This window comes from Thermoactinospora rubra (assembly GCF_002093975.1).
GTDB lineage: Bacteria > Actinomycetota > Actinomycetes > Streptosporangiales > Streptosporangiaceae > Nonomuraea > Nonomuraea rubra_A.
Map to the genome: position 1 here is coordinate 108561 of NZ_KZ084328.1, position 10255 is coordinate 118815.

A 10255-nucleotide genomic window follows, 5' to 3' on the forward strand; every position below is an offset into this window, starting at 1 on the left:
TAACGGATTTGTGATGTTGGGAGGCAGAGCCCGTCCGCCGGGCTCGCCGTTGTGACGGATCTGACCAGCAGACTCGGGCTGGACGACACCGGATCGGTGTGGCGCGGCGCCCCCTATCCGGTGCTGGTGGTGAGCGCTGCGGGCGTCATCGCTCAGGCCAACGACGCGGCGCTGCGGCTCCTCCCCGGCGCCGTCCCCGGCGCGCCGCTGGCCGACGCGGTGCCCGCCTGGCTGTCCCGCGCCCATGCCCAGGTCCACGACCCGGCCCATGACCCGGTCGCCCGGGATGCCGCCGGGACGTCGGCGCGCGGCCCGATCGGCGCCGCCACGTTCGAGGCGCGGCCGGTGCGCGACGGCGACGCGGTCGCCTGGTGGCTCACTGACGCCACCGACCTCGAACGCGCCACCCAGGCCCTCCGCGTCGAGCGGGAGCGCACCGCGTTCCTGGACAGGGCCTCCAGTGAGCTGCTGTCCTCGCTCAACCTCGACCGCTGCATGGAGGTCACCGCCCGCCTGGCCGCCCGCCACCTCGCCGACGCCGCGCTGGTGATCCTCCCTCCGGCCCGCCGCCGCCACCCGGTGGCCTACTGCGGCCCCGACGGCACGGTCGTCCGCGAGGAGCTGGTCGTCGACCCCGAGAGCGTGCCCGGCCTGGCCGAGGCGCTGCAGGGCTACCCGCCCCCGCCCTCCCGCTGGATCTGCCCCGCCGCCGCCCCCGGCTGGCTGGCCCGCGACGGGCACGTCGAGGTGGGCTCGATGGTGGTGACGGCCCTGCCCGGCCACGGCGTCCCGGCCGGCGCGCTCGTGCTGCTGCGCGGCAGCGGCCATGCGCGCTTCTCCGAGGGCGAGGAGGTGTTCGCCCGGCTGTTCGCCGCCCGCGCGGGCGCCGCGATGTCCGCCGCCCGCCTGTACGCCGAGCAGGCCGGCATCACCGAGACCCTCATGCGCGAGCTGCTGCCGCCCCGCATCTGCGACCTGCACGGCGTCGAGGTGGCCGCCCGCTATCGGCCCTCCGAGCACACCGCCCGCATCGGCGGCGACTTCTACGACATCCACCCGCCGGCCGAGCCCGGCCAGGAGTCGCTGATCGTGCTCGGCGACGTGGCCGGCAAGGGCCTGGAGGCCGCCGCGGTCACCGGCAAGATCCGGCACACGCTGCAGGCGCTGCTGCCGCTGGCCGGCGACCACCAGCGGGTGCTGGAGCTGCTGAACGGCGCGCTGCTCACCGGCGGCGGCCATACCCGCTTCGTCACGCTCGTCCTTGCCTCGATCCGGTGCGCGGGCGACCGGGTCCGGCTCCGGCTCACCAGCGCCGGGCATGCGCCGCCGCTGATCATCCGGACCGGCGGCCGCGTCGAGGAGGCCCGCACCGAGGGCACCCTCATCGGGGTGCTCGACCACATCACCAGCGTCACCGACACGGTGGTGCTCGACCCTGGCGAGACGTGCCTGCTCTACACCGACGGCATCACCGAGGCCATGGGCGGCCCACTGGGTGACGAGATGTTCGGCGACCAGCGACTGCTGGAGGAACTACGGCGGTGCGGCGGCATGCCGCCCGAGGCGCTCGCTGAACGGGTGGAGATGTTGTCCTCCCAATGGGTAGGTGGCGGCGACCACGATGACATGGCCGTCATCGCCATCACCGCACCTCGCTTGGCCCACTTGAGCGCGGTGGGAGGACACGGACGGGGAGGGTTCACCGCATGACCGGCGCAGACGGCCTCTCCGCCTGGCGTGACAAACTCTGGCACGCGGCGGTGGCCGGCGACGAGTACGCCGCCGCCGACGCCGCGCTCGCCGCCCTCGACCACGACATTTCGATGGAGACCTTGCTGCTGGAGGTCGTCGCCCCCGTGCAGGCCCGCGTCGGCCTCGAATGGGAGGCCAACCGGATCACCGTGACGCAGGAGCACACCGCGACCGCCGTCAACGAGCGGGTGCTCGCCGCGCTCGCCCACCATCCCGTCGCCCGCCGCGCCGCCGCCGCGCGGGAGCCGGGTGCCGGGCGGGTCGCGGTGGCCTGCGTCGACGGCGAGTGGCACGCCATGCCGGCCCGGATCCTGGCCGAGGTGCTGCGCCTGCGCGGCTGGCGGGTCGACTACCTCGGCGCCCAGGTGCCGGCGCCGCACCTCATCGCGCACGTGCACCGTACGGGCTGCGACGTGGTGGCGCTGTCGAGCTCCATCCCCACCCGGCTGCCCGCCGCGCACGCGGCCATCACGGCCTGCCAGGCGACCGGCACGCCGGTGATCGTGGGCGGGGCCGCGTACGGGCCGGACGGCCGCCACGCCCGCCTCCTCGGCGCCGACGCCTGGGCCCCGGACGGACGGACCGCCGCCGACCGGCTGGCGGCGGGCCCGGCCGCCGCCGGCCAGGCCATGGACTACCTGCCGCACCTGGACGACGAGGCGTACACCATGGTCAGCCGGTCGGCGCGGCGCCTGGTCAGGCACGTCATGAGCGGTCTGGAGGAACGCATCCCGGCCATGGCCTCCTACACCGCGCAGCAACGCCACCACACCGCCGAGGACGTCGCCCACATCGTTGACTTCCTGGCCGCCGCGCTCTACGTGGACGACCCCGAGCTGTTCGGCCGCTTCCTCACCTGGACGGCGGGCGTCCTGACCGCCCGCGGAGTGCCGGCCGGCACGCTGCTGCCGGCCCTGGACCTCCTGGCCGGGCGGCTGGAGGACTTCCCGCGTGCCTCGGCCTTGCTGGCGCACGGGCACGCCGCCGTCAACGCCGCCGGCTCCGAGAGCTTGCACCCGGCCACGGAAAGACCACATGACCGCCTTCGTCCCAAGCCCGCTGAGGCTCGTCCTGTCCACGCCGCACGCGGGCATGCCGCGCATCTCCATTCAGGGTGACCTGGACTTCGACACCGCCGAGGAGCTCCCAGTTCAAGATCAGCCGCCCGCGAGTCCGGCTTGCGCCTGCTGCCGTTGCCGCACGCTGACGGCGCGGATCTCGGTCGAGCCGCGGAAGCTCGCAGGGTAGCGCCGGAGGACGAGACGTGGCAGTCCCTCCCGGAGGAGATCCGGCAGTGGTCCGCCGCGGCCGGCCCGGCGGCCCTGACGGCGATGCGCGGCCACGGCCGGACCTCGGCGAGGACCCCTCGTCCTGGGCGAGCAGCACCTGGCCGGGTCAGACCTTCGTGATCCGGACCGCGTCGGCGATCACGTAGCCCGTCGTGGAGGTCCACCGGCTCACCCCCACCACGTTGGACGTCCCGGCCGCCAGCGTGAAGGTGCCCAGCGAGCGCCACTGGCCGCCGCCGGTGCGCTGGTCGACGTTGATCACCTGGTTCCCGCCCGAGGCCGCCACGATGTACGGCGTGGCGCTGTTGTAGCCCGAGTTCGACGGATACCACACCTCCACCCGATACGTCCCCGAGCTGGGGATGGCCGCCCGGAACCACGCCGGGTCGCTGGCGGCGACCGGGCTGGCGAAGCGGTAGTCCGAGCCGTGCAGCTGGGAGGAGTACGACGAGGTGCCCCACGCCGAGCCTGCGGTGAAGCCGGGGTCGGCGTTGTCGATGACGACGCTGAAGGAGCCGGACGAGCCGACGGTCCTGCCCGCGCTGGGTGAGCTTTCCCGGTGTTCCCTGCTGAGCGCGGTGACGTAGTAGGTGTAGGTTCCCGAGGCGGCCGAGGCGTCGGTGAAGGTGGTGCGGCGCGTGGTGGTCACCAGGTGGCGCGCGTCGGCGAAGAAGCAGGGGTCCGCGGCCGGGGGCGCGCCGGCGACCCGGTAGACGGCGTAGGAGACGGGCGAGCCGGAGGGCTGCCAGGACAGGGAGACGCCGCCGGGGCCCTGGGTGGCCGAGGTGATGGAGGGCGTGGCCGGGGCGGTTCCCGAGCCGCGCGCGGGCAGCAGCGCGGGCCTGGTGTAGTGGGCGGCGGCGAGGGTGGAGAAGCCGCCGATGCGGTCGGCCCTGACGTCCTTGGCGCTGAAGTAGACGTCGCCGACGACCTCCGGGTGCCCGCGGTTGACGTGCAGGTGGTCGCTCAGCTCGGCCGGGTCCTGCCAGGCGGCGTCCTGGCCGCTCGCCCCGGCGCGGTAGGCGGCCTGGCCGATCACCAGGTGCACCGCCGTACCCCTGACGACGTCGGACCACCAGGCGGTGAGCACCTCGTAGGCGGCCGGGCCGTACCCGATGTGCCAGTAGATCTGCGGCGCGATGTAGTCGACCCAGCCCTGCTTGACCCACAGCCGGCTGTCGGCGTAGATGGCGTCGTAGGACTGCAGGCCGGAGGTGGCCGAGCCGAGCGGGTCGGTGGCGGCGTTGCGCCAGATGCCGAAGGGGCTCACGCCGAAGGACACCCACGGCTTGGCCGCGTGGATGCGCTGGTCGAGCTCGCGGATGAGCAGGTTGACGTTGTTGCGCCGCCAGTCGCCGATGGTGGCGAAGCCGCCGCCGTAGCGGGCGTAGGTGGCCGAGTCGGGGATGGCCTGGCCGCTGACCGGATAGGGGTAGAAGTAGTCGTCCAGGTGGACGCCGTCGATGTCGTAGCGGGTGACGGCGTCCATGATGGCGTCCTCGATGAAGTCGCGGACCTCGGGGATGCCGGGGTTGTAGTAGAGCTTGCCGCCGTAGGCGAAGCGCCAGTCGGGGTTCCTGCGCGCCGGGTGGCTGGAGACCAGCCTGCTCGGGTCGTCGTGGTTGGCGATCCGGTAGGGGTTGAACCAGGCGTGCAGCTCCAGGTTGCGGGCGTGCGCCTCGCTCACCATGAAGGCCAGGGGGTCGTAGCCAGGGTCGGCGCCCTGCGTGCCGGTCAGCCACTGGGACCAGGGCTCGTGCGGCGAGGGCCAGAAGGCGTCGGCGGTGGGCCGGACCTGGACGATCACCGCGTTCATGCGCCTGCTGACGGCCAGGTCGAGCCAGGCGCGGAACTCGGCCTGCTGGGCCGAGACGCTCAGCCCCTGCCGGCTGGGCCAGTCGATGTTGGCCACCGTGGCGATCCACATCGCGCGCAGCTGGCGCTTGGGGGTCGCGGGGTCGGTCGCGCAGGCGGCGGCCCGCGCGCCGGAGGGAATCGCAACGATGCTCAGCAGGGCGGCTAAGACCGCCAGAGCGGTACGCGGAAGCGCGGTCACGAAAGAAAGCTTCAGTCCACTCCGACCCAAGCGCAATAGTCTTCACACCGGACGGGGGGCCCAATTCTCTCCGCGAACCCGTCCCGCCCGCCCGCGACCAGCCCCGGCATCGCGTCCGCCCAGGTCACGACATTTCCCGGACCCCGGAGGCCGTCCGAACTGAGCATTTCACCGCCTGTAAACGGCCAACCACAAAAGCGATCTTGAGCGTTCCATATCTCCCGTGTGACTGTGGTCCCGCACCCGCCCGAACTCGACACCCCTGGAGTGAGGGACCGTCACCGTTGGCCGAACCCCAGCCTCCCGCCAGCCGTAAACGCTTCCTCCCCGACCTGCTGGGGATGGGCAGCTTCGCGGTCATCTGGACAGGTCAGGTCGTCACCCTGATCGGCAACTCCGTCCTGCGCTTCGCCCTGGTCGTCCAGGCCTGGACGGAGGACCACCAGGCCACCCACGTGGTGGCGCTCTCGCTGTGCACCGTCCTGCCGCAGCTGCTGCTCAGCCCCACGGCGGGCGCGCTGGTGGACCGGGTGGCCAAGCGGACCGCGCTCCAGCTGGCCGACCTCGGCGGGCTGGTCGCCGTGGGCGCCATGACCGCCCTGTACTTCACCGGCGGCCTGCAGCTGTGGCAGATCTACCTCGTGGTGGTCGTGCTGGGGGCCTCGGCCGCCTTCCAGTTCCCCGCGCTGTCCTCGGCCGTCCCGCTGCTGGTGCGCAAGGAGCAGCTGCAGCGCGCCAACGGCCTGCTGGCCACCGCGAAGAGCACCGCGGACGTCGGCGGCCCCGCCCTGGCCGGGCTGCTGATCGTCACCGCGGGGCTGGGCGCCATCTTGTGGATCGACCTGGTCAGCTTCGTGGTCGCCCTGGTCACCGTACGGCTGGCGCGGCTGGAGGAGGGCCCGGCCACCGCGCCCAGGGGGCGCAAGAGGCTGGCCGCCGACTCCGTCGAGGGCCTGCGGTACCTGTTCGCCCAGCCCAGCCTGCGCGGCCTGGTGCTGGTGTTCTTCACCGTCAACCTGGTGATGGTCTTCGGCTTCGCCGTGGTCCAGCCCATGATCCTGGCCAGGACCGGCGGCGACGTCTCGGCCCTGGCGAGCGTGAACACCTGCATCGGCCTGGGCGGGATCGCGGGCGGGCTGCTGCTGGCGGCCTGGGGCGGCCCGAAGGACCGGGTGCGCGGCATGATGCTCGGCATCGTCGGCATGTGCCTGTCCGCCGAGATCGTCATGGCCATGGTCCACGGGGTGGTGGCCTGGTCGGCGGCCATGCTCGCGGGCGCGCTGCTCATGCCGGTCGTCAACGGGTCCTCGCAGTCGATCATCCAGACCAAGGTGCCGAAGGACCGCCAGGGCAGGGTCTTCGGCGCGCTCATGTTCGTCGCCCAGATCTCCCAGCCGCTGGCCATGGCGGTCGCCGGCCCGCTCGCCGACCACGTCTTCGAGCCGCAGGCGGCCTCCGGCACCGGCCTGGCCGGCCTGCTGCGCCCCCTGGCCGGCATGGGCCCCGGCAGCGGGATGGCGGCGATGCTGCTGATCGCGGGAGTGTGCGGCGTCGGGGTCGCGGTGTGGGGCCTGGCCCGCCGCCGCGTGCGCGACATCGACCTCCTCGTGCCCGACATCGACACCCAGGAGGAGAAGGTATGACGGCCACCGACCACGGTCCCGACCGGACCACCAACCCGTTCGAGGACGACGAGGCGGCCTACCTGGTGCTGGTCAACGACGAGAACCAGCACTCGCTGTGGCCGGCGGACCTGGAGGTCCCGGCCGGGTGGCGGGTGGCGCTGGAGCGCGGCAGCCGCGCCGACTGCCTGGCCTACGTCGAGGCCAACTGGACCGACATGCGCCCGTCGAGCATCGCCCGTGACTGACCCGGGCACGGTCCACGGCCTGGTGGAGCTCCAGGCCGCCCGCCATCCCGGCCGGCTCGCGCTGGTCGCCGGCGACGAGCGGGTCACCTACGCCGAGCTGGACGCACGCGCCGGCCGCCTGGCGCGGACACTGGTGGAGCGGGGAGTACGGCGGGGCGACATCGTCGGGATCCGCATGGAGCGCGGGACCGGCCTGGTCGCCGCGGCGCTGGCCACGCTCAAGGCCGGGGCGGCGTACCTGATGCTGGACCCCGGGCACCCCCGCGAGCGGACCGACGCCCTGGCCGCCGACGCCGGAGTCCGGCTGGTGCTCTCCGGCGGGGAGCCGGGCGCCGCGCGGCCGCTCCCCCACGGCGCCGCCGCCGCCAGGCCCGGCGACCTGGCCTGCGTCATGTACACCTCGGGCTCCACCGGCGTCCCCAAGGGCGTGGCCGCCTCCCACCACGCGATCGCCGGCACGCTGACCGGCCAGGACTACGCCCCCTTCGGCCCCGGGACGGTGTGGCTGCAGTGCTCGCCGGTCTCCTGGGACGCCTTCGCCCTGGAGCTGTGGGGGCCGCTGCTGTCGGGCGGCACGTGCGTGCTGCACCCCGGCCAGCGGCCCGACCCGCTGGTGATCGAGCGGCTGGCCGCCGAGCACGGCGTGACCACGATGTACCTGTCGAGCAGCCTGTTCAACGTGCTGGTCGACGAGTGCCCGCAGGCGCTGCGCGGCCTCACCCGGGTGCTGGTCGGCGGCGAGGCGCTCTCGCCCGTCCACGTCGGGCGCGCCCTGGCCCGCCATCCCGGGCTGCGCATCGTCAACGGGTACGGCCCGGTCGAGAGCATGATCTTCGTGACGACCCATCCCGTCACGGCCGGCGACGTGGCCATCGGCCGCCCGCTGCGGGGCAAGCGCGTCCACGTCCTGGACGAGCGGCTGCGGCCGGTGGGCGACGGCGAGGTCGGCGAGCTGTACGCCGGGGGCGTCGGCCTGGCGCACGGCTACCTCGGCCGCCCCGGACTGACGGCCGAGCGGTTCGTGGCCGACCCGTTCGTGCCCGGCGAGCGGATGTACCGCACCGGCGACCTGGTGCGCCGGCGCGCCGACGGCGCGCTGGAGTTCGTCGGGCGGGCCGACGACCAGGTGAAGATCCGCGGTTTCCGCGTCGAGCCCGGCGAGGTCGCGGCCGTGCTGTCGCGCCACCCCGCGGTCGAGCGGGCCGCGGTGGCGGTCCGCGGGGACCGGCTGGTGGCCTACGTCGTCGGCGGCGAGGTGCCGCCCGAGGAACTGCGCGCCCACGTGGCGGCCGTCCTGCCCGACTTCATGGTGCCCTCCGCCGTCGTGGCGCTGGAGGCGCTGCCGCTGACCGCGACGGGGAAGCTGGACCGCGCCGCCCTCCCCGCGCCCGAGGAGGTCCGCCCGAGCGCCGCCCGGCCGCGCACCGAGCGTGAGCGTCGGCTGTGCGCCATCGTCTGCGACCTGCTGGGCCGCGACGAGGTCGGCGTGGACGACGAGCTGTTCGCGCTGGGCGGCAACTCGCTGACCGTGATGCGGCTGCTGAGCCGGATCCGCTCGGCGTTCGGCGTGGAGGTGAGCCTGCGGGAGGCCTTCGCCGCCCCGACGGTGGCCGGGCTGGCCCGGCTCGTCGACCGCGCGCCGCGCGGCCGTACCCTGCCGGCCCCGGCCGCCGAGGGCGACACGCTGCCGCTGTCGTCCGCCCAGCTGCGCCTGTGGCTCATGGACCAGGCCGACGCGGGCGTCGCCTACAGCATCCCCCTGCTGGTACGGCTGCGCGGCCCGCTCGACGTGCCCGCCCTGGGCGCGGCGCTCCGCGCCCTGGTCGCCAGGCACGAGCCGCTGCGGACGCTGTTCGCCGTGCGCGACGGCGAGCCGGTGCAGCGCGTCCTGCCGCCCGAGCAGGCCAAGGTCGAACTGGCCGAGGTCCGGCTGGCCCCGCACGAGCTGGAGGACGCCGTCGCGCGGGCCGCCCGGCGCCGCTTCGACCTGGCCGCCGAGCCGCCGATCCACGCGACGCTCTTCACGACCGGCCCACGCGAGCACGCGCTGCTGCTGGCCGTGCACCACATCGCCGCCGACGGCTGGTCGCTGCGCCCGCTCATGCGCGACCTGTCGCACGCCTACGCCGGGCTGGACCTGCCCCCGCTGCCCATGCGGTACGCCGACCACGCGCGCCACGAGGACGCGGCGGACCTGCCGTACTGGCGCGACCGGCTCGCGGGCCTGCCCGCCCGCACCCGCCTGCCGCGCCGCCCGGGACGGCCCGCCGTCCCGGGGCAGCAGGCCCGCGAGGCCGTCCGCCGCGTGGACGCCGGCCTGCACCGCAGGCTGCTGGAGCGGGCCACGCGGCAGGGGGCGACGCTGTTCATGGCGCTGCACGCGGCGCTGGCGGCGGTGCTGGCCAGGGCCGGCGCGGGCGAGGACGTGGCGGTCGGGACGCCGGTGGCCGGGCGGAGCCAGGAGGCGGCCGAGGACCTGGTGGGGTTCTTCGTCAACATGCTGGTGCTGCGCACCGACGTGTCCGGCGATCCCCGCCTCGGGGAGCTGCTGGCCCGGGTGCGGGAGAGCACGCTGGAGGACCTCTCCCGCCAGCGGGCCCCGTTCGACCGGGTGGTCGGGGAGCTCAACCCGCCGCGCTCCCCCGGCGGCCCGCCGTGGCTGGACGTGGTGCTCGTCCTGCAGAACAACCTGCGCGCGCAGGTCCGGCTGCCCGGCGTGGCCGCGTCGGTGGAGGTGCCGCGGACCGGCGCCGCACGCTTCGAGCTGCTGGTGGAGGCGACCGACGACCACGCCGGCGACGGCTCGCCCGCGGGGATCGACCTGGTGCTGGAGTGCCGGGCCGACTCCCTCGACCAGCGGGTGCTGGACTGGCTGGCCGACGCGCTGGTGGAGGCGCTGCGGACGCTCGCCGACGCCCCGGACATCCGCGCGGGCGCGCTCGCGCGCCTGCCGTACGCCGATGTGGACACCTCGCGGCCGGACACGGCGCCGGACGCCGGAAACTACGAGCCGCCTGCGAGCGACCTGGAACGCCGGGTGGCCGAGGTGTTCGCGGAGGTGCTGGAGACCGAGCGGGTGGGCCGCCACGACGACTTCTTCGCCCTGGGCGGCAACTCCCTGCGCGCAGTGCGGGCCGCCGCCCGCCTGGCCGCCCGGGACGGGCTGCCCGCCACCGCCGCCCAGCTGTTCGCCGCGCCCACCCCGGCCGAGCTGGCCGAGGCCCTGTCCCGCACGCGGGCGCGCCCCGCCGGACCGATCTCCCGCCTGCCCCGAGTGCCGAGGTGACC

General features: G+C 74.6%; 6 protein-coding genes. 5 read left to right on the forward strand and 1 reads right to left on the reverse strand.

Annotated features, from left to right (window positions below):
• Nucleotides 1-51 precede the first annotated feature (51 nt).
• A complete protein-coding gene (locus BSB02_RS07830) occupies nucleotides 52-1710 on the forward strand; it encodes a PP2C family protein-serine/threonine phosphatase (protein ID WP_240506260.1) in 1659 nt (552 codons plus the stop codon).
• On the forward strand, nucleotides 1707-2870 hold the full coding sequence (locus BSB02_RS07835; RefSeq protein ID WP_084958019.1) for a cobalamin B12-binding domain-containing protein: 1164 nt from the start codon (nucleotides 1707-1709) through the stop codon (nucleotides 2868-2870). The genes BSB02_RS07830 and BSB02_RS07835 overlap by 4 nt, the downstream gene beginning before the upstream one ends.
• Nucleotides 2871-3147: 277 nt before the next feature.
• On the opposite strand, the gene BSB02_RS07840 is transcribed toward BSB02_RS07835, so the two are convergent.
• Nucleotides 3148-5097, reverse strand: coding sequence for a family 10 glycosylhydrolase (locus BSB02_RS07840; protein WP_240506261.1), 1950 nt, complete (start codon nucleotides 5095-5097; stop codon nucleotides 3148-3150).
• A 284-nt stretch (nucleotides 5098-5381) separates the two neighbouring features.
• Here BSB02_RS07840 and BSB02_RS07845 point away from each other — a divergent pair, with 284 nt between their 5' ends.
• From BSB02_RS07845 to BSB02_RS07855, 3 genes are read left to right on the forward strand one after another with little or no spacing between them, the layout of a single operon-like run.
• Nucleotides 5382-6740 carry an MFS transporter gene (locus tag BSB02_RS07845; RefSeq protein WP_084958020.1) on the forward strand — a complete coding sequence of 453 codons (1359 nt, stop codon included), beginning with the start codon at nucleotides 5382-5384 and terminating at the stop codon, nucleotides 6738-6740.
• The gene (locus BSB02_RS07850; RefSeq protein ID WP_084958021.1) at nucleotides 6737-6967 is read left to right on the forward strand and encodes an MbtH family protein; all 231 of its coding nucleotides are present in this window, start codon (nucleotides 6737-6739) and stop codon (nucleotides 6965-6967) included. Before BSB02_RS07845 ends, BSB02_RS07850 begins: the two co-directional genes overlap by 4 nt.
• Entirely contained in the window at nucleotides 6960-10253 is a 3294-nt protein-coding gene (locus BSB02_RS07855; protein ID WP_084958022.1) for a non-ribosomal peptide synthetase, read from the forward strand. Before BSB02_RS07850 ends, BSB02_RS07855 begins: the two co-directional genes overlap by 8 nt.
• Nucleotides 10254-10255: the final 2 nt, after the last annotated feature.